The organism is uncultured Psychroserpens sp. (assembly GCF_947492715.1).
Classification (GTDB): domain Bacteria; phylum Bacteroidota; class Bacteroidia; order Flavobacteriales; family Flavobacteriaceae; genus Psychroserpens.
In genome coordinates, this window is sequence record NZ_CANLNS010000004.1 from 37,215 (window position 1) to 57,800 (window position 20,586).

At 34.0% G+C, this 20,586-nt stretch carries 21 protein-coding genes and 1 other RNA gene; 11 read left to right on the forward strand and 11 right to left on the reverse strand.

Annotated features, from left to right (window positions below):
• The first annotated feature begins 44 nt into the window (after positions 1-44).
• The gene (locus Q0787_RS11320; protein WP_298902778.1) at positions 45-1,220 is read left to right on the forward strand and encodes a PAS domain-containing sensor histidine kinase; all 1,176 of its coding nucleotides are present in this window, start codon (positions 45-47) and stop codon (positions 1,218-1,220) included.
• 31 nt (positions 1,221-1,251) lie between these two features.
• Here the strand turns inward: Q0787_RS11320 and rny are convergent, their stop codons facing one another.
• The 4 genes from rny to Q0787_RS11340 all read right to left on the reverse strand — a co-directional run bounded on the left by rny (position 1,252) and on the right by Q0787_RS11340 (position 3,665).
• Positions 1,252-2,829 carry a ribonuclease Y gene (gene rny, locus Q0787_RS11325; RefSeq protein ID WP_298902779.1) on the reverse strand — a complete coding sequence of 526 codons (1,578 nt, stop codon included), beginning with the start codon at positions 2,827-2,829 and terminating at the stop codon, positions 1,252-1,254.
• 54 nt (positions 2,830-2,883) lie between these two features.
• A non-coding RNA gene (gene ssrS, locus Q0787_RS11330) (6S RNA) lies at positions 2,884-3,009 on the reverse strand.
• Between the two features lie 56 nt (positions 3,010-3,065).
• Positions 3,066-3,359 carry a cell division protein ZapA gene (locus tag Q0787_RS11335; RefSeq protein WP_298902780.1) on the reverse strand — a complete coding sequence of 98 codons (294 nt, stop codon included), beginning with the start codon at positions 3,357-3,359 and terminating at the stop codon, positions 3,066-3,068.
• Positions 3,360-3,374: 15 nt separating this feature from the next.
• Complete coding sequence (locus Q0787_RS11340; RefSeq protein ID WP_298902781.1) at positions 3,375-3,665, reverse strand: hypothetical protein; 291 nt, start codon at positions 3,663-3,665, stop codon at positions 3,375-3,377.
• Positions 3,666-3,949: 284 nt separating this feature from the next.
• Between Q0787_RS11340 and Q0787_RS11345 the strand changes: the two genes are divergently transcribed.
• The 4 genes from Q0787_RS11345 (at position 3,950) to Q0787_RS11360 (ending at position 10,978) form a co-directional block, all read left to right on the forward strand.
• Positions 3,950-5,641, forward strand: a complete 1,692-nt coding sequence (locus Q0787_RS11345) for a M23 family metallopeptidase (RefSeq protein ID WP_298902782.1) — start codon at positions 3,950-3,952, stop codon at positions 5,639-5,641.
• Positions 5,642-5,652: 11 nt separating this feature from the next.
• Positions 5,653-8,130: a carboxypeptidase-like regulatory domain-containing protein gene (locus tag Q0787_RS11350; protein WP_298902783.1), complete on the forward strand. Its 2,478-nt coding sequence runs from the start codon at positions 5,653-5,655 to the stop codon at positions 8,128-8,130.
• Positions 8,131-9,054: a hypothetical protein gene (locus Q0787_RS11355; protein WP_298902785.1), complete on the forward strand. Its 924-nt coding sequence runs from the start codon at positions 8,131-8,133 to the stop codon at positions 9,052-9,054.
• An 82-nt stretch (positions 9,055-9,136) separates the two neighbouring features.
• Positions 9,137-10,978: a hypothetical protein gene (locus Q0787_RS11360; protein WP_298902787.1), complete on the forward strand. Its 1,842-nt coding sequence runs from the start codon at positions 9,137-9,139 to the stop codon at positions 10,976-10,978.
• Between the two features lie 7 nt (positions 10,979-10,985).
• On the opposite strand, the gene Q0787_RS11365 is transcribed toward Q0787_RS11360, so the two are convergent.
• Entirely contained in the window at positions 10,986-12,128 is a 1,143-nt protein-coding gene (locus Q0787_RS11365) for a cysteine desulfurase family protein (protein WP_298902788.1), read from the reverse strand.
• Between the two features lie 134 nt (positions 12,129-12,262).
• On the opposite strand from Q0787_RS11365, the gene Q0787_RS11370 reads away from it, so the two are divergent.
• Complete coding sequence (locus tag Q0787_RS11370) at positions 12,263-13,192, forward strand: hypothetical protein (RefSeq protein ID WP_298902790.1); 930 nt, start codon at positions 12,263-12,265, stop codon at positions 13,190-13,192.
• Positions 13,193-13,206: 14 nt separating this feature from the next.
• Here the strand turns inward: Q0787_RS11370 and Q0787_RS11375 are convergent, their stop codons facing one another.
• Together Q0787_RS11375 and Q0787_RS11380 are read right to left on the reverse strand one after the other, a co-directional pair.
• A complete protein-coding gene (locus tag Q0787_RS11375; protein ID WP_298902792.1) occupies positions 13,207-13,755 on the reverse strand; it encodes a Smr/MutS family protein in 549 nt (182 codons plus the stop codon).
• A complete protein-coding gene (locus Q0787_RS11380; protein WP_298902793.1) occupies positions 13,755-13,958 on the reverse strand; it encodes a hypothetical protein in 204 nt (67 codons plus the stop codon). Before Q0787_RS11380 ends, Q0787_RS11375 begins: the two co-directional genes overlap by 1 nt.
• A gap of 87 nt (positions 13,959-14,045) precedes the next feature.
• Here Q0787_RS11380 and Q0787_RS11385 point away from each other — a divergent pair, with 87 nt between their 5' ends.
• Together Q0787_RS11385 and Q0787_RS11390 are read left to right on the forward strand one after the other, a co-directional pair.
• Complete coding sequence (locus Q0787_RS11385; protein ID WP_366915889.1) at positions 14,046-14,411, forward strand: DUF2752 domain-containing protein; 366 nt, start codon at positions 14,046-14,048, stop codon at positions 14,409-14,411.
• Positions 14,412-14,417: 6 nt separating this feature from the next.
• Positions 14,418-14,750, forward strand: a complete 333-nt coding sequence (locus tag Q0787_RS11390; RefSeq protein WP_298902794.1) for a CCC motif membrane protein — start codon at positions 14,418-14,420, stop codon at positions 14,748-14,750.
• A gap of 71 nt (positions 14,751-14,821) precedes the next feature.
• Here the strand turns inward: Q0787_RS11390 and rocD are convergent, their stop codons facing one another.
• The 4 genes from rocD to Q0787_RS11410 form a co-directional block, all read right to left on the reverse strand.
• Positions 14,822-16,066 carry an ornithine--oxo-acid transaminase gene (gene rocD, locus Q0787_RS11395; protein ID WP_298903084.1) on the reverse strand — a complete coding sequence of 415 codons (1,245 nt, stop codon included), beginning with the start codon at positions 16,064-16,066 and terminating at the stop codon, positions 14,822-14,824.
• Positions 16,067-16,229: 163 nt separating this feature from the next.
• Entirely contained in the window at positions 16,230-16,610 is a 381-nt protein-coding gene (locus Q0787_RS11400) for a DUF6768 family protein (RefSeq protein ID WP_298902796.1), read from the reverse strand.
• 47 nt (positions 16,611-16,657) lie between these two features.
• Positions 16,658-17,206 carry an RNA polymerase sigma factor gene (locus Q0787_RS11405; RefSeq protein ID WP_298902797.1) on the reverse strand — a complete coding sequence of 183 codons (549 nt, stop codon included), beginning with the start codon at positions 17,204-17,206 and terminating at the stop codon, positions 16,658-16,660.
• Complete coding sequence (locus Q0787_RS11410; RefSeq protein WP_298902798.1) at positions 17,207-17,713, reverse strand: hypothetical protein; 507 nt, start codon at positions 17,711-17,713, stop codon at positions 17,207-17,209.
• A 125-nt stretch (positions 17,714-17,838) separates the two neighbouring features.
• Between Q0787_RS11410 and rlmD the strand changes: the two genes are divergently transcribed.
• The 3 genes from rlmD to Q0787_RS11425 are packed head-to-tail and all read left to right on the forward strand — an operon-like array spanning position 17,839 to position 20,584.
• On the forward strand, positions 17,839-19,293 hold the full coding sequence (gene rlmD / locus Q0787_RS11415; protein ID WP_298902799.1) for a 23S rRNA (uracil(1939)-C(5))-methyltransferase RlmD: 1,455 nt from the start codon (positions 17,839-17,841) through the stop codon (positions 19,291-19,293).
• Positions 19,294-19,311: 18 nt separating this feature from the next.
• Complete coding sequence (locus tag Q0787_RS11420; RefSeq protein WP_298902801.1) at positions 19,312-19,869, forward strand: DUF6452 family protein; 558 nt, start codon at positions 19,312-19,314, stop codon at positions 19,867-19,869.
• Complete coding sequence (locus Q0787_RS11425; protein ID WP_298902802.1) at positions 19,835-20,584, forward strand: DUF6048 family protein; 750 nt, start codon at positions 19,835-19,837, stop codon at positions 20,582-20,584. The genes Q0787_RS11420 and Q0787_RS11425 overlap by 35 nt, the downstream gene beginning before the upstream one ends.
• The last annotated feature ends 2 nt before the right edge of the window (positions 20,585-20,586 follow it).

Sequence of the window (20,586 nt, forward strand, 5' to 3'; positions counted from 1 at the left end):
GTGACATTTTTAAAACTATGGTGTCTTAATTTAAAATTGCACCTATGAAAATGCTATGGAAAAAAATAATAGGTTCTAAATCTAATAAAAAGACGTCTCCTAAAATTTCGACAGAAGAATTAAAATGGCAAATAGCCTTAGAAAATTCTCATGTTGGCGTATGGGATTGGGACTCAAGAACAGATAAAGTTTTTTATTCTAAAGAATCTAAGCAAATATTGGGTTATGACGACCATGAATTGACCAATTCTGCAATGGAATGGAATCGTAGAGTTCATCCTGAAGACAAAGAAACTTATTTTAAAGATTTCAATCTGCATATTAACGGTAAGTTGGATACTTATAGAAATGAGCATCGTATTTTATGCAAGGATGGTAAGTATAAATGGATTTTAGATAAGGGTAAAGTTGTAGACAGGGACAAGAATGGGAAACCTATCCGCATCATTGGGACTCACACAGATATCACATACAGAAAAAAGAGGGATGAGCAATCTGAAAAAAACCTTCAGCTAATTACAAGCCAGAACAAACGCCTTCACAATTTCACACATATTGTTTCACATAACTTAAAAACTCATATTGGTAACTTCAAAAATATACTGGAGTTTTACGATGAAGCAGAATCTGAAATTGAAAAACAAGAACTTATTACGCATTTAAATACAATTTCAGAAGCCTTAACATCTACTATTGTTGATTTAGACGATATCATAAGTATCAAATCAAAATCAAATACAAATGAACTCAATGAACGCGTAAACATTTTCAATTGTGCCGAAAAAGTAATTGATAGTTTAGAAATTGAAAGTGCAAATAATGAAGTAGCACTTTTTAATTCTATAAGAAAGGATGATTATTTAGTCGCAAATAGATCTTATTTAGAAAGTGTCATTTATAATCTCATCTCCAATGGGATAAAATACAAACATCCAAATCGTAAATCAAAAGTGATTTTGCAAACGATGCATACCAAGGATGCTTTAAAAATTTTGGTATCCGACAATGGTATCGGAATTGATATAGACAAGTTTAAAAACCAAATCTTCGAGATGTATCAAACATTTCATGGCACAAACAGAGATGATTCTCGTGGTGTCGGATTGTACATTACAAAAACTCAGGTCGAGGCTCTTGGCGGAACCATCGAAGTAGAAAGTGAACTCAACGTAGGCACAACGTTCATTCTACAGTTTAAAAAAATAAAGCACTCTATGTAGAGTGCTTTATTTATAATATAACTGTATGCATTTATTTTGCAATATTTACAGCTCTAGTCTCTCTAATTACGGTCACTTTAACCTGACCAGGATAGGTCATATCTGTTTGAATCTTCTGAGAAATCTCAAAAGATAAATTCGCTGCCTGTTCATCTGAAACTTTTTCGCTTTCTACCATAACGCGTAATTCACGTCCTGCCTGAATAGCATAAGCCTTATTAACACCGCTAAATCCAAATGCCACTTCTTCAAGATCTTTAAGACGTTGAATATAAGAGTCCAATACTTGACGTCTTGCTCCAGGCCTTGCTCCAGATATAGCATCACAAACTTGAACAATAGGCGATAATAATGTGGTCATCTCTATTTCATCATGGTGGGCTCCAATAGCATTACATACTTCAGGTTTTTCTCCGTGCTTTTCTGCCCATTGCATTCCTAAAATAGCATGTGGAGTTTCCATGTCTGCCTCAGACGACGGTACCTTTCCTATATCATGTAATAAACCAGCTCGTTTTGCTAGCTTTGGATTTAGTCCTAATTCGGCAGCCATAACACCACAAAGTTTTGCTACTTCACGTGAATGCTGTAATAAGTTTTGGCCATAAGACGAACGATACTTCATACGCCCAACCATTTTAATCAATTCTGGATGTAATCCATGAATTCCTAAATCAATTACAGTACGTTTACCAACTTCGGCTATTTCTTGTTCAATTTGTTTTTGTGTTTTTCTAACAATTTCTTCAATTCGTGCAGGATGTATTCTTCCATCAGTCACTAATTTGTGGAGTGATAGACGGGCTACTTCCCTTCTTACAGAATCAAAGCATGACAAAATAATAGCTTCTGGCGTATCATCAACAATAATTTCTACACCAGTTGCGGCTTCGATAGCACGAATATTACGACCTTCTCGACCAATGATACGACCTTTAACATCATCAGATTCGATATTAAATACAGAAACGCAATTGTCTATCGCTTCTTCCGTACCTATACGCTGAATTGTATTAATTATGACTTTCTTAGCCTCTTGTTGTGCCGTTAACTTGGCTTCCTCAAGAGTATCCTGAATATAGCTCATCGCATCGGTTTTAGCCTCACCTTTGAGAGATTCCACCAATTGAGATTTTGCATCTTCGGCAGATAAACCAGAAATAACTTCAAGTTGTTTGATTTGGCTTTTATGCGCTTTTTCTACCTCGTCTTTCTTTTTTTCAAGGAACTCTAGTCTAAAATTGTAGTCTTTTATTTTATCATCTAAAGATTGATTTGCCTTCTTGTTTTTAGCTAATTCACTCGATATCTGCGACTCCTTGTCTCTAGTTCTTTTTTCGGCTTCAGCCATTTTTTTGTCGCGAGACAAAATTACTTTCTCATGTTCTGCCTTAAGCTCAATAAATTTTTCTTTCGCCTGAAGAATTTTATCTTTTTTGATAGTTTCTCCATCATTCTTGGCGCTTTTTAAAATTGAATTCGCCTCAGATTTCGCATTTTTTATAAGTTTCGAAGCATTATTTTTCTCTAATGTTTTTGCTATAATATATCCTAGTACTATGCCCAGTACTACGCCTCCAACAATCATTAAAATTGTATTCGTATCCATGTTTAGTTAGTGTTTATATATAAAAAAAGCCTACATCAGTTTTGGATTCTGTATAAACTCCTTAAAAACAAGTTTAGGGCTAACAAGCTGATCAAAAATCTGCCCAAATATTAAATACATAATATTAGCAGCACGGTTTTACAACTTCAACTCACCCTTTTTAAAGAATTAACGTTGAGTTTATCAAAAATAAATAACTAATGTAGGCAGTAACCTATTGTTTATTTTAAAGAACGTTACGCACTTATATGTTCGTGAAGTAATTGATTTAAAGCATTGAGCTTTTCTTCAACTTCTTCACTTACATTGGCTTTATCTATTGTTTTCTGTTCTACTTGAGATGCAAACTGCAAAGCACACATGGCTAAAACATCTTGTTTATCTCTCACAGAATAGTTTTGCTCAAACTGACTAATCATGGCTTCAATCTTTTTTGCCGCTTTACGCAATCCTTCTTCCTGGCTTGGCGCAATCGTTAGAGGGTATACTCTATTTGCTATAGATAGCTTTATTTTAAGCTGTTCTGCCATTTTACGTCGTTTACATTACTCAGATAATTGCGCAATACAATGATCAATATCTCTAATTAATGTGTTTATTTTGAGCTTTGTTTCTCTGTTATTCTCGTCACTGCCCAGTAATGAATTTGCCATTTTGAGTGATTCGTATTTTTCTACCCAAGAACTTAATTCTTCTTGTTGTTGGATATTCTTTTGTTGTTGTATTGCTAATTCTTCGGAAATCTTAGCATTAGTTTGCTTTAAAACTTCAAGTTTATGCAAAACTTTACTGATTTTGTTCTCTAAAGAATCTACAATATCTTCAATTTTACTCATTTACAAATTTCAATACTGATGTAACAAAGTTAACATACTATGTGAAAAATCGCAATTGTTTTTCTATTAATTTTGAAATTTATAGAACTTCTTTAGTGATAATGCCTAATGGTTAACAATTTAGAATTGAGCATCACACCTTTTTTACAAGTTTTTGTTTATTATTTTCACTTTTTTTCAGATATTCACTGGCAAATAGAAAAATAGCATTTATAGAATATTTTCTATATTCAATTTTAATCAATATTTTTACGTTATATAATCACCAGCGTAAAAAAGCACTTATGAAATACCTAATATTACTTTCTTTTGTTATTACATTTTCTTTCGGACAGGCCCAAAACCCATATCCACAAGATTATTTTAGAAACCCATTAGACATAACCCTTGTTCTTTCTGGTACCTTTGCAGAACTCCGTTCAAATCATTTTCATTCTGGACTAGATATTAAAACACAACAACGTACAGGTTTAAAAGTATACGCTGCCGCTCAAGGCTATGTGAGTCGCATCAAGGTGTCTCATTATGGTTACGGTAAAGCCCTGTATATTACACATCCAAATGGCTATGTGAGTGTTTACGCCCACTTAGATAAGTTTTCTCCTAAAATTCAGAAATATATAAAGGCGTGTCAATACGAAAAAGAAAGTTATGAAGTTGAGATGTTTCCATCAGTAGATGAATTGCCTATTTCTCCAGATGAGGTTGTTGCTTTTTCTGGAAACACCGGAGGTTCTGGAGGTCCGCACTTGCATTTTGAAATTCGGGATAATGAAGAACGCCCAATTAATCCGCTTCTATTTGGTATAGATATTAAAGATACGAGAACGCCTTTCATTTTGGCTGTGCACGCTTATACTAAAAACGAAAACGCTCATGTAGATGATCATAAAAAGCGAAAAGAACTACGGTTAATTCCTCATAAAAATGGCGATTACAGCACAGAACCAGTCGAAGCCTTAGGCGACATAGGATTTGGTATTGTGAGTTACGATAAACAGGATTTAGCAAATAATAAAAATGGCATAAGCAACATCCAAACCTTTTATAATGGTAATAAAAATTTCGAAATGGATTTCAAACGATTTAGTTTTGCCGAGTCAAAACACATCAACCGTTTTATTGATTTCGAAGTCTACAAAGAAAAAAAATCTAGAATACAAAAACTATTCGTCCAATCTGGCAACAGCCTTAGCATGTTAAAAGATGTTGATAATAATGGGTATGTAACAGTGGAAGACAGTACAAATACGGTTTATAAAGTGCGTGTTAGAGATTTTAAGGGTAATGAATCTTGGTTGTCGATTCCTATTAAAGGGCGACCAGCTAAGGAGGTTTTAGAAGCGCCAGAATTAAAACCTAATCATTACATTCAAGCAGATCAAATCAATGAATTAGAAGACGGAAATGTCGCTGTCTATTTTCCTAATAAAACGTTTTATGAAGATTTCTATATTGATTTTGGAATCGATAGTGATACCTTAAATTTACACAAAGACATTGTGCCGCTAATGAAAAGCTATACCATTACTTATGACATTAGCAACTATAGCGATGAAGATAAAGACAAATTATTTATTGCCAAATTATACGGTTATTACAAAAATCCAAGTTATATAAGTACAAAACGTCTTGGTGATAAATTATCAGCCAGAACAAAATCATTAGGAACCTTTGCTTTAGCAAGAGATACTATTGGTCCCACCATTAAACCTAAAAATTTTCAAGATGGCAAATGGTTGAGTAAACTTAATTACCTTAAAGTAAAAATTGACGACGATCTTTCTGGTATTAGTAACTATAGAGCCACCATCAATGGAAAATGGATTTTAATGGAGTATGATTACAAAAAAGATACGTTAACTTATGACTTTGGCGATAACATTAATACAGAGACCGAAAATAACCTTAAAATAATTGTTACGGATAATGTTGGAAATAGTACTACATTTGAAGCAACCTTTTTTAGAAAATAAAAAATAACCTTTTGAAGCTAAATATTACACTACTCATTGCCTTATTAGGCTTTTCATTCTTAGGAATATCTCAAACTGCTACCATTAGAGGCATCATTTTAGATGAAGGAAAATTACCAATATCAGGTGTTAACATCAAAGCTGGTAGTGATGGAACAACAACAAATGATAACGGATTTTATATCCTAAAAATCCCTGCAAATACAGATGTTACCATAATCTATACTCATATAGGGCACAAACGAATTGAAGCTACTTTCAATCTAAAGAATGGTCAGGAGATAGAATTCAATCCTGTAATGAGTGTAGAAATAGAGCAAATTGCTGCAGTGGTGATTAATGGCAACACAAGACAGTCTGTTGATGGTGTAACCACGATTACACCAGAAATAATAAGAACTGTAAAAGGAGCCAATCCAGGTGTTGAAAATTTATTAAAAACATTACCTGGAGTTAATATATCTAATGAATTGAGTACCCAATACTCTGTTCGAGGAGGAAACTTTGATGAGAACTTGGTTTATGTGAATGAGATAGAAGTGTATCGTCCATTTCTAATTCGTTCCGGACAACAAGAGGGTTTGAGTTTTGTAAATACAGACATGGTACAAAACGTAGATTTTTCCGCTGGTGGATTTCAAGCTAAATATGGCGATAAGTTATCTTCAGTATTAGATATTACTTATAGAAATCCAGTTCGTTTCGGAATACGTGCAGATGCTAGTTTGCTTGGTGGAAGTATTACGGCCGAAGCTGCAAGCAAAGACTCCAAATTCTCTGGCATTGTAGGTTTACGTTATAGAGACAACAGTCTTTTAATTAACTCATTAGAAACTGAAACTAATGTAAATCCAGTATTTGCAGATGCTCAAACTTATTTAACTTATAAGTTTAGCGATAAGTTTCATTTGAATTTCCTCGGAAATGTCTCTTTAAATAAATATAATTTTCAACCTAAAAATAGACAAACCAATTTTGGTACCCTAGATGAACCTGTAGCGCTTTTAGTCTTTTATGAAGGGCAAGAAAAAGATCAATACCTCACAACGTTTGGGGCTTTTAAAGCCAACTATTTTGCAAGTGATGATCTTACTCTAAAATTAATTGCATCGGCTTATCATACTACTGAAGAAGAATACTTCGATATTTTAGCTCAATACAGATTAGGTGAAGTAAATAGTAGTATTGGGGATGAAAATTTAGGGGAAGTTGAGTTTTCAGAAGGTATTGGATCTCAACTTACACATGCAAGAAATGATTTGGACGCCGTTATTGTTAATATAGAGCATAAAGGTGATTATAAATTAGATGAGGAAAGCACACTAGAATGGTCTGTAAAATATACACATGAAGATATTAGAGACCGATTAGTAGAATGGGAAGTTATTGACAGTGCAGGTTTTTCAGTAAGGCCACCTATTTTTGATATCCCTAACAACCAACCTTACGAACCATTTGAAGGCCCTCTAGTAGCTTTTCAAAATGTAAGAGCTACCAATGCGGTTCAAATTGACAGGCTTCAAGCCTATGCGCAATGGAGTAAAAGATCTATGCTTGGGAGTAACGAAGTGTTTTATAATGCAGGTATTAGAGTTCATAACTGGACTGTAAATAGTGATATACCAAATCAAAATGGTGTCTCCTCCTCTACTCAAACCGTGTTTAGCCCTAGAGCACAATTTGCCATTAAACCTAATTGGGAAAAAGACATGTTATTTCGTATTGCTGGAGGTCTATACTATCAACCGCCTTTCTATCGCGAATTAAGAGATTCATCCGGAACGGTTCAACCTAATGTAAAGGCCCAAAAATCGTTTCATATTGTCGTAGGAAATGAATATAGTTTCGAAATGTGGGATCGTCCATTTAAATTGGTGTCTGAAGCCTATTATAAAGGCTTGAGCGATGTAAACCCTTATACATTAGAAAATGTAAGAATTCGATATCGAGCAAGAAACAATGCAAAGGCGTACGCTTATGGTGTTGATTTCCGTCTTAATGGAGAGTTCGTTCCTGGTACCGAAAGTTGGTTTAGTTTCGGGTACTTAAAAACCGAAGAAAACATTGATAACCGAGGTTATATCTCTAGACCAACAGATCAACGACTGAAGTTTGGTGTACTTTTTCAGGATTATGTCCCAAACATTCCTGATTTAAAAATGTATTTAAACCTTGTTTATAACACGGGAGTCCCAGGAGGTTCTCCAAGCTATGCAGATCCCTACGATTTCCAAACTCGTCTTCGTGACTATAGACGTGCCGACTTAGGAATTTCATATGTAATCGTTGATAAAAACAAAACCTACACTTCTAAGTGGAAACAAAAATTTAAGGAACTAACTGTAGGTATTGAGATTTTTAATATGTTCAATGCTCAAAACACCATCACCAATACTTGGGTTCGTGATGTGTATAGCAAACGTCAGTTCGCTATTCCTAATTTCTTAACACCGCGTGTATTTAATGTAAGACTGTCTACGCGATTTTAAATGACATTTTTAAAATATCTTATACTATGTAGTTCTTTGCTGGGCTTTTCCCAAGAAACAGTCTTTAAGTTTACTGTGAACCAACTCAATAAAGAATTAAACATCTATGCCACCCAATCTGCTCATGGAGCAGAAAACTTTGCTGTAAAAGATTTAGAATTGTCCGAGATAGAAATGCAAATCTATTTTGAAAAGGAAGAACAAATAACCAGTACAGATTCAATAAGTATGTACGCTGCGATCTCCATTACACAAAGTAAAATCAATGCGCTTCTTTTTATATTAATGGGAAACAAAGAAACTGCTAAACACGATTTAAGACATGTTATAAATGATGAACTTGCCATTGTCAAATCTGAAGATAATAAGCTCTACAACTTCTCTTTAGATCAAAAAACAGGTGGTTCATACAGAAGTCGAATCTCATGGATGTACTACTTGGAAGATCATGCTTATATCGATATAAGTTCCTCTTTTGATTCTGACGACAATATGAATTCAGATTCCATATTTTTTCCTGATGGTTATCATGACATTAAAACGTTTAATAGTCATAATAAAACTTGGTATCTGCTTTTTGGGAGCGTTAGAGGCTGTGGCGCTTGTTTTGAAGAGTACGTTACCCTTACCCATTTTGAAGACAATACGCTTCAATTAGACTTTGAATACTCGGTTGTTTCTCGCGTAGCTGAACAACGAATTTTCTATGAAGCCTTTAGTAAGTCCCTGTCTGTTTTCTATGATACAGATGACTTAACCACTGATTGTTATTGTGAAGATCAAGATTTGAATAATCGAATTCATGAAGAAGATGACACTGAAGATATTCAGGAGTCATCTACATATTCTTGCAGTTGTTTATTCGAATTCTCCAAGGATACCTTCAAACTTTTAAAGCAATGCGCAGAACGGATTAAAGGTTAAAGAACTCCTATTCTTTCTTATCATTTCAAAAAGACTTATTTTTATAGATACTATTAGCTATCAACCATTTAATAAGTTCACAATGCGCATCAACAAATTTTTCTGTGCTATCATCTGTTTCTTTACTTATGCCTTATGTAATTCTCAAAACGACATTTATAGCGAGGCAGATTTAGATAGTATTTACAAGCGCTTTAAAGCAGATATGGGAAGTGCCAATACAGATGCCTCTTTTTTCAAAACCTTAGACCTTTCAATACAACATATTAAAACTGATACTACTGCGGCTCTGCTATATCACAAGTTTGCTAACCTCAGGTTAAATATGGGCCATTGGGATAGCATTGCCGAACAAATGCATCAAAATGGATACGATCGGTTGAAATTGACACAATACCAGTGCAAATTGGTAATAAGCCAGTTTAATCTAATACGGTTTTCTTTATTTCAAGATGAACCTGAAACTTTAGATCGTGCGAAACACAGCCTAGAAATCGCCAAAAAATGCGGTGAGTTAAAGCAAATTGCACATGCACAATCTTACATTGGAGCCGCATACATTAATTTAAGTGATTATAAAAATGCGTTAACAAACCTATTGGAATCTGAAAAAAACTACACCGCTATTAATGATTCAACAGGCATTGCGATGGTGAACTTAGATCTTGCTATCGTATACACTCACTTTCAAGAGGATTTAAAGTCTATTGCTGCAACGAAAAAAGCTGCTATGATTTATAAAAAAGAAGGCAGACCCATGAATTATGCTGTTTCTTTAATTGATATGTGTTCGTCCTATTTAGACATCAAAGAAACAGACAGCGTTTTAAAATACTTACCTATTGCTCATAAAATTGTTGAAGATAAGCATCAGCTTGCTAATGCGTACGTGCATCAACATTATGGCAACTTATATGGGCAATTAGAAAAATATGATGATGCCATCTCTCATTTAGAAACCAGTCTTGAAATCAATAAGACCATCGAGGATAGAAGTTTAAATGTTAATTTGTACAACTTTCTGGTTAACAACTACAAGAAAAAGGGTGACCTTAATATCGCATACAATTATGCCCTTAAATCTGATTCGGTTTCTAAACTAATTGACGATAAGTATGAGAAGCTAAAAAGTTTATTAACATTAGCAAATACGAGTTATGATGTTAATAAATACCAGCAAAGTCGTGATGCATTTCTAAATTACATCAAACTAAAAGACAGTGTTTTAGGCTCTGAAAAACTAAAAGAAATTGCAGCTTTAGAAAAGTTCTACGAGGCTGAAAAACGCGAAAATCTGATAAAAATTCAGCAACAAGAAAACGATCTTCTAAGCACCAAGAATACGGCCAGCAATAACCGAAACATTGCCTTAATTATTTCATTGCTTCTATTAGCAGTACTAGCTTATGCCTTAATCAATAAATTTAGATTAAAAGCATCAAAACAAGAAACACTAACAAAAGTTAAGGAACTAGAAAACGATAACCTTAACCAAAAAATAGAATATCAAAAAAGAGAACTTGCTTCTAAAGCCTTACATATTGCTCAAAAAAACGAAATGTTACTTGAGCTCAAACAAGATTTAACAGCCATAAAAAAAGATAGTAGTAATACTACTAAGGTAAATCACCTCATTAGCAAGTTGCATATAGATAGACAAATAGACGACAACTGGGAACAATTTACGAATCAGTTTATTGAAATGAACCCTGATTTTTATAAAAACATAACTCATCTTTACAGCAACCTTACCAAAAATGATATTAGACTCATTGCGTTATTAAAAATGAAATATGATTCAAATTCAATTGCTTCTTTATTAAACATTTCGTTAGAAGGTGTAAAAAAAGCACGTTATAGACTTCGCAAAAAACTCAACCTTGCTTCCGAAGAGAATCTTGAAAAACACATTATGAGTTTCTAATATTGGTTTAGTCTGCAAATTCTTTTAGGACATTAACAACATAGTCAACCTCCTCTTTAGTATTATAGCTACTAAAAGAAAACCTTACAGAAGGCCTGCCTAAATGTGCCTCATCTAATATTTCAGTAAGGACATGAGAATTTTGAGAGCTTCCACTTTGACAAGCACTACCTTTAGAGCAAGCAACTCCTTTTAAATCTAATTGAAATTGAAGCAATCCTGCCTTATCTGCCGAAATGGGCAAACACACATTAACTAAAGTATAGGTGCTTTTTTCTAAATCACCAGATTGCCCATTAAATGTCACATTGGGGAGCGCTTTACGCAACTGTTCAATAAAATAAGATTTTAGGTTTTGTATATAGGCTTTTTCATTATCTAGGTTTTCATAAGACAACTGCAAGGCCTCATCTAATCCAACAATATTATGAATAGATTCTGTACCTGCTCGTAATCCTCGCTCCTGTTCACCTCCTAAGATCAAAGGTCTTAGACCGCTATTTTTCCGAAGAAAAGCAAAACCAACGCCTTTTGGTCCATGAAATTTATGAGCGCTAGCCGCTAAATAATCAATAGGAATATCTTGAAGATCTAACCTGTAATGACCTACAGACTGAACGGTATCGCTATGAAATAAGGCATCATTTGCTTTACATAAATTTGCCACAGTTTTGATATCAAGTTTATTCCCTATTTCATTGTTAACATGCATTAAAGACACCAACTGTTTCGCTTCAGATTTTAGCAAATCTTCTAGGTGAGTTAAGTCTACATCTCCATTTTCAGTAAGATTAACATAAGTAATCGTTATTTGATACACTTCTTTAAGACGATCAATAGTATGCAAAATTGCATGATGCTCAATTTTTGAAGTAATAATCTCGGTAACCCCTAAGTCTTTAACCGCACTTTGCAATACTAAATTATCGGCTTCCGTACCACCAGAAGTAAATACAATCTCGGCTGCAGACACATTAAAATGTGATGCCACTCGCTTTCTCGAAGATTCAATCAAAGATTTAGATTGCCTTCCGTAACTATGTGTAGACGAAGGATTTCCAAAATTTAATTTCATCACATCACTCATACGATTAATTACGTCTTCTCGTATTTGAGTTGTTGCGGCATTATCAAAATAAACGGTCTTCATATCAATTAAAATTCTAATGCAAAGATGCAACTTTCTAGGCGTTTTTAAAACAACCAATCATCACGTTCAAAATTATTTGTTAAAGGGACTTATTAAATAATCAAATCTTTTATTTTTGTTTAAAATCTATAACCATGCGACAACTCATTTATATATGTTTAATTGGATTATTAGCACTCTCTTGTGATGATGGCGATGTGTTTGAAGTCAATTTGGAATTTGATCAAACACTCGAACTTTGTATTGATGCAAACGCAGGTGATTACTTGTTATACGACACAAAAACAAGTCCGAACGAATCCTTATCCTTGCTCTTTCCCATAAGTGGTAACGAAGATATTTTTAATCCACCAATGACAGGGTTTACAGAAACTTTAGGCATTAATAACACTTCGGTCATTTTCAATTACAGAACGTATAGTGGAGATCCAAATGGCTTGATTTGCCAGGTTATACCAGATCCAGGAACAAATATTATTGAAGACTACCCTGCTGCTGCTGGCGCTTCAGCCGAATTTACTACGCTATTTGATGATGATGACAATGATGGTATCCTATCTGAGTTTGAAGGTCGTGGTGCTCAAGCCGCTGACGGCTCATATCCAGACGCCATTGACACAGATGAAGATGGTATCCCAGACTACATCGATCAAGATGATGATAATGACAACATTCTCACCATTAATGAAAATGCCGATCCTGACGGAGACGGCAACCCTTCTGATGCTGTCAATACAGATTTAGATTTTGCTAATGGAGATGACAAGCCAAATTATTTGGATAATGATGACGATGCCGATGGTGTTTTAACTATCAACGAAGACGAAAACAGTAATTCGTCATTAACAGATGATTTTGATGAATTAGGTCCTAACCCAAATACAGCGCGTTATTTAAACCCTGATGCAGCCCAATCGTTTACAGCAGGCGTCATGGAAGTTAATGAATACACCAGAACATTTGTTATATCTGTTATGATTATGGATGCCAATATAGGTATTGCAAATATTGACGATATTGATATGGGGACTTACACTTATAGCATAACGTTAACTGAAGAATGATATTTAAATTAGGATTATTTTACGTTCTGATAGATATATACTTCGGTAGCTCCTAAACCATATTTTTGATAATCTGCGGCATAATATTTTACATTATCGTAACGACTTAACAGATATTCTAGCTCGGTTTTAAGAACCCCTTCTCCAACACCATGAATAAAAACAACCTTTTGAATACGCTTTTTTATCGCAAATTCTAATTTATGTCTAGCCGTATCCAATTGTAAATTAAGCATATCAAAATTACTCATATACTTATTCTTAGTTGTAATTTGATGAATATGGAGATCAACTTCCATAGCAGATAAATTACGCTCCTTTGGTTTTACTTTAACAGATTTTGGTTTATGTGATTGTTCTTTTTCGGTAATTACTGCATTGATATCATCATTTGAAAACACATTAGAGGAAAATGATTTCGTTTTTATAACTTCTGAAGACTGGAAATCCATAGGAAATCCATCATCTGTTTCAATGGTAATAGTATCTCCTGATATATTAGTGATATATCCATTAATGTCTTCGTCTAAGACTGAAACAAAATCGCCAATTGTTAAGTGCATTAGGAATGGTTTTGATCATCATTATCATCGCTATCATCTCTGTCATTTTTACTTGGGATATTACGTGAAACACTATAAATCCCAAGCATTAAAACCACTATTCCGCCAATTAATATGTATTGGTTTTGTTGTTCTTGAGCCTGAGCATAAATTGCGATTATTCCTCCTATAACGATTAAAAAGTAGCTTACGGTTCTTGGCATAATAGTCTATTTAGTGACAGTTAGTTATTCGCAATCGAATTTACGATTTTAGACTTTCAATTTACAACTCAAATTCACTTTTTTTAAATGGCTATTATATTTAGCCTTAACTCCAATGGTACTTATCTGGCAATTTTATTATTTTTGGGGCAAACACATGCTATGATGTCTCCAGAAGATTATATGTTACCATGCCTAAATAAAAAGATCTTTGGTCTTGATTGTATGGGTTGTGGCTTACAACGATCTATCGCGCTTATTCTAAATGGTGAGTTCATTGCAGCGTTTTACATGTATCCTGCAATATATACGTTAATAGCGTTTTTCGGGTTTGTGATTTTAAACATGTTTAAAAAATTTAAACATTCTAATAAAATTATTGTTACCTTGACGGTTATTAACCTTGTACTAATTATAGGAAATTTTATTTTAAAACTAATCAACCAAATTTAACATATTATGGAACAACAAAAACTCAATCCTGTCATTGTTTATGTATTAGCAATCATTGGTTTTCTGTGCTGCTGTATTGGTGGTATTGGATTTATCTTTGCCGGTGTTGCTTTTTTCATTGCTCAGAGCAAACTAAAAGAAGCTGCTCAAAATCCAGAAGATTACGATCCGTCTTCGGTAAGCGCAATGAACACAGCAAAAATAATAGCGTTGGTGATTTTAATTATCAATGTATTATATCTACTGTTTACAATCTATCGTATTTACACCATTGGTTGGGACGAATTAATGCAACAGTCTCAAGAGATGATGGAAGAATGGCAGAGACAGAACGGATAGTTTAATGACATTATAAATAAAAAAAACCTCAATGCATATTGAGGTTTTTTTTATTTATAATTCTAACATGTTTAGACTTCAAATTGCTTCAAGGTCTTAACAATAATAGATACACAATCTAACAATTGCTCTTTATCCATCACTAATGGTGGCGCAAAGCGAATGATATTTCCATGTGTTGGCTTTGCCAATAATCCGTTATCACGAAGTGCTAAACAAATATTCCAAGCAGTATCACTATCTTCGTCGTCATTAATTACAATTGCATTTAACAAACCTTTTCCTCTTACAAGATTAACAATAGAACTTGTTTCGATATATGCATTTAACTCACTTCTAAACAATTCTCCCAATTGGAAAGCGTTTTCAGCTAAATCTTCATCGCGCACTACCTCTAAGGCTACGACAGCAACTGCTGCTGCAATAGGATTTCCTCCAAAAGTACTTCCGTGATTTCCAGGTCTAATAACATTCATTATAGGATCATTAGCTAAAACTGCGCTTACAGGATATGCGCCTCCTGACAAGGCTTTTCCTAAAATCAAAACATCTGGTTTTACGTTTTCATGATCTACAGCTAACAATTTACCAGTTCTTGCTATACCAGTCTGAACTTCATCTGCAATAAACAATACATTGTATTTTTCACACAATGCTTTTGCCTTCGTTAAATAGTTATCGCTTGGTACATAAACACCAGCTTCACCTTGAATAGGCTCTACCAAAAAACCAGCTACATTACTAGTACTAGACAAAGCATCTTCTAAAGCCTGAAGGTTGTCATATTCAATTTTAATAAACCCATCTGTATATGGTCCAAAATTTTGTCTAGCTACTGGATCATTACTAAATGAAATAATTGTTGTTGTTCGTCCGTGGAAGTTATTTTCACAAACAATAATTTGAGCTTGATTCTCATCAATACCTTTTACTTCATAAGCCCATTTTCTACAAAGTTTTAAAGCCGTTTCTACAGCTTCAGCACCTGTATTCATAGGTAATAGTTTGTCAAAATTAAAATACTCAGATGCAAACTTTTCATATTTCCCGAGCATGTCATTATAAAATGCTCTTGACGTTAAACTCAATGTTTGAGCTTGCTGCGTCATAGCATTTACAATTTTAGGATGACAATGCCCTTGATTTACAGCAGAGTAAGCAGAAAGAAAATCATAATACTTTTTCCCCTCTACATCCCAAACATACACACCTTCTCCTCTACTCAGTACTACTGGTAATGGATGGTAATTGTGTGCACCATACTTGTTTTCTAAATCGATCGCTTGTTGCGAAGTTAATTGGTCTAAAACAGCCATTTTAAAATAATTTAAAGGTTCATATCCAAACAAATGGATATCTAAAATGTCCATTCCTTCTGTACCTTTATTCTTTCAAAAGATTTGAAAAAGCAGCGTGGGAGAGAAATCATCCCTAGGGCTTGCAAATTAATAAATAATAGTTGCTTCTAAAAATGTTTGATTATAATTTTCCTGATAGCGATGAAACTTGCAACTCTAAACGCTTTATTTCTCTTAGCAGGGCATTTTTATCCATTTGCATCCAAGCAAATACTTTCAACATACTAACACCTATTAAAAACACAAGACCTCCAAGTCCCCATTTTATTAATTCGTTCGTTTCTCTAGTATCAAAAAATTGAATCGCACAATACACAAACAAGCCAAAAAAGACTAATGTCATAACATTCATTAGAATGATAATCCATTTATTTTTTCCTTTAAAAAGACCTGTTATCATTCCAAGAACATTTTGCTCTTCTAAAGAATCATAAAACTTAGTTTCTTCCTCAGTTAATGTATCTTTTATTATTTGGTCTATATCTTCCATATTTGTTTTCATAATCGTGTTGTTTTAATATCCGCAATAAGCGAACGTATTATTAATATTTAACGCTTTATTTCTTTTAATTTGATTTTTAATGTTTCTCTCGCATGGAACAATCGCGACTTAACCGTTCCTACAGATATACCAAGTAAATTGCTTATTTCTTTTAATGCATAACCTTCTACATAAAACAACTTTATAACATGTTGTTGCTGATCAGATAAATTAGATATCGCTTTTAAAAGCGTCTTCTTTAAAAGTGTGTCGTCATCTTCAATATCACATTCTAGCGAAACTTGAGTCTTTTTATAATCCTCCCCTTTCTTCAAATCCCTCTGCCGCTGTCTTAAAGCATCTAGTGATTTAGAATACACAATACGAAACGCCCAACTTTTAAAACTCGATGTTTTTTGCAGTCCAGGCAATTTTTCAATAATAACTTGCCAACTCTCTTGTGCAATATCTTTAGATAGATGAGCGTCTTTAACTAGCCAGAACGCTTTTTGGCAAAATATAACGTGCCAACGTTTCACCAATTTAGCCATAGCATCTTGGTCTCCTGCCAAATAAGCCTCTATCAACTTTACGTCTATTGCCCTATCTTTTTTCAATTAAGCATGTTTAGTTTGAAACGATTTGCTTTTATAAAATTCTCTTAGCATCTGTACCCATAAACTATGTTGCGATACTTTTTGTACTTCGGAAACGTAATTTTCAACCTTATCAAAGGCATCTTCAATTAATGCATTGTGCAACCATTTAATTATAAATAACCAATAGAAACTTGCTTTTAAGGATGTTCTTGCATTTATAACATGACTAATTTCACATTCATTTTCTGAAATAGCTTTTATGTTCAAAGCGTGTGTACCATAGAACCCATCAGGTTTAGTAAATTCAAATTTGATATGTGTACATTCATCAAATTCAACTATTGTATAACGTATACGTCCGTGACCTCCTTTACTCCCAATTTTTAATCCGTTTTTAAATCGTATCGCCGGCCATTTATCAATAGGCCAAATAAGATCGTTTGACGTTGCTAATGTTCTAAATAACGCAGAGACATTATCTTGAGATGCTCTAATCTTTCGTTTGTGGATATTAATGACTTTCATACTCTAAAGACGTAGAAAAAGAAAAAAGGTTCATTTATTATTAAAAATAACAACTATTGTTTGAGTTTAAACCATATCAAACCATAACTTTTTCTAATTTTGCAAACATTAAATTCTAACACACCATGCCTCGAAGAGAACGAAATAAATTTGTAAAACGCGGACAAATAATTGAATTGCGTATAGAAGACTATGCTTTTGGCGGAAAAGGTATTGGTCGTATTAGAAATGAACATGGTGAATTTGTTGTATTTGTTCCAAACACATTGCCTGGTCAATTAATAAAAGGACAGGTAAAAAAGTCGAGCAAAAAATATGCAGAATGCAAATTGATTGAGGTCTTAGAGTTTTCAGATGATGAAGTGAATGTGCCTTACCAAGACATCCCTGGCGCTCCATATATTCAGCTTCCAATAGATTTACAACATCAGTACAAAAAAGAAAGCACTTTGTCTTTATTTAAGCGTATTGGAAAAGTTGAAAACATTGATGCTCTTTTTGATGAATTAATACCCTCTCCAAATGTATTTCATTACCGCAATAAGATGGAATACGGTTTTTCTGCTATTGGCTATGATAGAGTTCAAAAATCTGATGTAGACGAATTTACACTAGGTTTTAAACGACGCGGCACCTGGTGGATGGGAGATAATCTCAATAAAGATTCTGGGCTATTTGACAAAGCGGTTGAAGACAATCTAAAGCACATTAGACATTACTGTGAAGCCACGGGATTAGCGCCATGGCATGGTCCAAAAAAAGAAGGTTTCTTTAGATATTTAGTTGTTAGAAAATCTTATAAAACTAACGAGCTTTTATTTAATTTGGTAACGACTTCTCATGAGTTAGCCAATTTCAATCTCAACAAATTTGCTGCGTTGTTGGTTGATATTTTTGGAGAACGATGTGCTGGTCTATTGCATACCATAAATGATGAAATTGGGGATAGAACAATTGCTACCTCTGGCAGTATCAATCTTGTCTATGGAAAAGATAAAATAGTTGAGGAACTTTTAGGTTTAAATTTTGAGATTAGTATGAAGAGTTTTTTTCAAACGAATCCAAAATCTGCCGAGAAACTATATACTAAAGTTGTTGATTATGCACTGGAGAAAAAAGAAGCCGTGGACAACTCAGTAGTTTTAGATTTATTTTGTGGCACAGGAACGATAGGACAGATTATTGCTTCTAAAGCTAATAATACGACAATTGTTGGTGTGGATATTGTGGCTTCTGCTATTGAAGATGCTAAAGAAAATGCAAAACGCAATAAAATTGATGGTTTAAAGTTTTATGCTGCAGATGTAGGTAAGTTTTTAACAGAACATCCAGAATACACTAACAAAATAAGGACCATAATTTTGGATCCGGCACGTGCTGGAATAACACCAAAAACGCTTAAAAAAATCATAAACCTAAATGCAGAACGTTTGGTTTATGTATCTTGCAATCCGGCAACACAAGCCAGAGATGTTGAACAGCTGATGCTTTCTGGATATGCAGTAAAAAAATTGAGTTTGGTGGATCAATTCCCTCATACAGCCCATATTGAAACCGTAATGTTACTAGAAAAGCATTAATAGTTAATACACAAAAAATTGAAAAGAATTATAACATTATTAGGCGTTGTATTATTGATTGCTTTTATAGCATGGAGTTGCGAACGCGACGATATTTGCGCAGAAGGAACAGCAACAACACCTCTTCTCATAATTAGATTTTATGATGTCAATAATCAAGACAACACCAAAGAGGTTCGTCAATTAGAGGTAAAAGGTCTAGGTGATGATGGTTTGCCTTTTTCAGAAACACCAATTGTTTCCAGAACAAATACAGACTCTATTGCTCTTCCATTGCGATTTACAGAAGAGGGCATTGAAACCATAACGAGATTTCAATTGGAAAGAGATGCCGATTTTGCCGATAATACAGATCCTAATGATGACTCAAATATTGATATTATTACTGTAACCTATACACCAGAATTTATTTATGTTTCTCGTGCTTGTGGTTATAAGAGCATTTTTAACTTTGGCGCCACTGGCGGTGTTACTAGAGAAGTTGATGGTGATGATGATATCTGGATTACTAATATTGAAATTGTAAACGAAACTATAGACAATGAAAATGCAGCACAGGTTATTTTATATCATTAATAGCATTGCTGTGATGTTATTTTTTTCGTTAACATCGCAGGCTCAGGACAATGCGACAACTTCAGACACGCTTGTATACAAACAGAAATACGGATTAAGACTTGGTGGTGATATTGGTAAACTTATTCGCGCTGCCGTTGATGACGATTATTCTGGTTTTGAAATAAATGGTGATTATAGACTTACAAAAAAGCTCTATATAGCAGGGGAACTTGGTACTGAAGAACGTACAATTAAAAATGAGTTCCTCGATGTTACTGCTAAAGGAAGCTATTTTAAAGCTGGTGTAGATTATAACACCTACAAAAACTGGTTAGACATGCAAAACATGATCTATACTGGATTTAGAGTTGGATTTAGTAGTTTTAGTCAGACTACCAACAGCATTACTATTTATAATACCAATCAATACTGGGAAGCGCCTGCTACAATTGATACACCTAGCGAGGTTGACGGTTTAACAGCTATTTGGGCCGAATTGGTTATTGGACTAAAAGCCGAACTATTCACAAATTTTTATGGCGGACTTAATGTTCAGCTAAAAGCTATGGTTAGCGAAGATCAGCCCACCGGTTTTGAAAACCTCTATGTACCTGGTTTTAACAGAACCTATGACAGTGGTCGTTTTGGTATCGGATTTGGATACACCTTATCTTACATGATTCCAATCTATAAGAAAGATAAAAAGGTAATTGTAGATAAAGAAGATAAATAAGT

Coding starts and splice junctions, on each gene's coding strand:
- Q0787_RS11345 (WP_298902782.1), top strand. CDS start 3,950: ATGAAATACCTAATATTACTTTCTTTTGTTATTACATTTTCTTTCGGA.
- Q0787_RS11370 (WP_298902790.1), top strand. CDS start 12,263: ATGCGACAACTCATTTATATATGTTTAATTGGATTATTAGCACTCTCT.
- rlmD (WP_298902799.1), top strand. CDS start 17,839: ATGCCTCGAAGAGAACGAAATAAATTTGTAAAACGCGGACAAATAATT.
- Q0787_RS11390 (WP_298902794.1), top strand. CDS start 14,418: ATGGAACAACAAAAACTCAATCCTGTCATTGTTTATGTATTAGCAATC.
- Q0787_RS11340 (WP_298902781.1), bottom strand. CDS start 3,665: ATGAGTAAAATTGAAGATATTGTAGATTCTTTAGAGAACAAAATCAGT.
- Q0787_RS11375 (WP_298902792.1), bottom strand. CDS start 13,755: ATGCACTTAACAATTGGCGATTTTGTTTCAGTCTTAGACGAAGACATT.
- Q0787_RS11355 (WP_298902785.1), top strand. CDS start 8,131: ATGACATTTTTAAAATATCTTATACTATGTAGTTCTTTGCTGGGCTTT.
- Q0787_RS11335 (WP_298902780.1), bottom strand. CDS start 3,359: ATGGCAGAACAGCTTAAAATAAAGCTATCTATAGCAAATAGAGTATAC.
- Q0787_RS11380 (WP_298902793.1), bottom strand. CDS start 13,958: ATGCCAAGAACCGTAAGCTACTTTTTAATCGTTATAGGAGGAATAATC.
- Q0787_RS11400 (WP_298902796.1), bottom strand. CDS start 16,610: ATGAAAACAAATATGGAAGATATAGACCAAATAATAAAAGATACATTA.
- Q0787_RS11385 (WP_366915889.1), top strand. CDS start 14,046: ATGGCTATTATATTTAGCCTTAACTCCAATGGTACTTATCTGGCAATT.
- Q0787_RS11425 (WP_298902802.1), top strand. CDS start 19,835: ATGAAAATGCAGCACAGGTTATTTTATATCATTAATAGCATTGCTGTG.
- rny (WP_298902779.1), bottom strand. CDS start 2,829: ATGGATACGAATACAATTTTAATGATTGTTGGAGGCGTAGTACTGGGC.
- Q0787_RS11410 (WP_298902798.1), bottom strand. CDS start 17,713: ATGAAAGTCATTAATATCCACAAACGAAAGATTAGAGCATCTCAAGAT.
- Q0787_RS11360 (WP_298902787.1), top strand. CDS start 9,137: ATGCGCATCAACAAATTTTTCTGTGCTATCATCTGTTTCTTTACTTAT.
- Q0787_RS11365 (WP_298902788.1), bottom strand. CDS start 12,128: ATGAAGACCGTTTATTTTGATAATGCCGCAACAACTCAAATACGAGAA.
- Q0787_RS11320 (WP_298902778.1), top strand. CDS start 45: ATGAAAATGCTATGGAAAAAAATAATAGGTTCTAAATCTAATAAAAAG.
- rocD (WP_298903084.1), bottom strand. CDS start 16,066: ATGGCTGTTTTAGACCAATTAACTTCGCAACAAGCGATCGATTTAGAA.